At 65.0% G+C, this 423-nt stretch carries 1 protein-coding gene; it reads right to left on the bottom strand.

Annotation, left to right across the window (positions count from 1 at the left end; all coding sequences use genetic code 11):
- A partial coding sequence (locus EN786_RS36155; protein ID WP_135910047.1) for an FAD-dependent oxidoreductase occupies window positions 1-423 on the bottom strand: 423 nt, incomplete at both ends.

Below are 423 nucleotides of genomic sequence, written 5' to 3'. Positions count from 1 at the left end.
TCCCAGCCGCCATCGGCACGCGGCTTCAGCTCGACGACGCGGTTGCGCAGGATCACGTCGGCGCCGCGCTTCTTCGCAGCGCCCGCATAAGCCTGCGTCGTGCCATAAGGGTCGAGATGGCCTTCGTTGGAATCGTAGAGGCCGCCCAGCACATCGCTGACATCGACGATCGGGCACATCTGCTTGATCTCTTCAGGCGTCACCAGGCGGGCCGTCTCGATGCCGACCGACTGAAAGACCGCCCAGGCCGATTTCAGCCATGCCCAGCGCTGCGGGTCGCTCGCCATGTTGACGCCGCCGGTCATGTGCAGGCCGGCATTCTGGCCGGACTCGGCCTCGATCTCGCGATAGAGCTTGATCGTGTAATCCTGCAGTGCCGCGACATTCGGATCGGCGTTGAGCGCATGAAAGCCGGCAGCCGCG

The sequence above is a fragment of the Mesorhizobium sp. M4B.F.Ca.ET.143.01.1.1 genome, from assembly GCF_004792275.1.
Classification (GTDB): domain Bacteria; phylum Pseudomonadota; class Alphaproteobacteria; order Rhizobiales; family Rhizobiaceae; genus Mesorhizobium; species Mesorhizobium abyssinicae.
The sequence above is the reverse complement of the archived record's forward strand: the minus strand, read 5'-3'. Positions and strand labels throughout refer to the sequence as shown.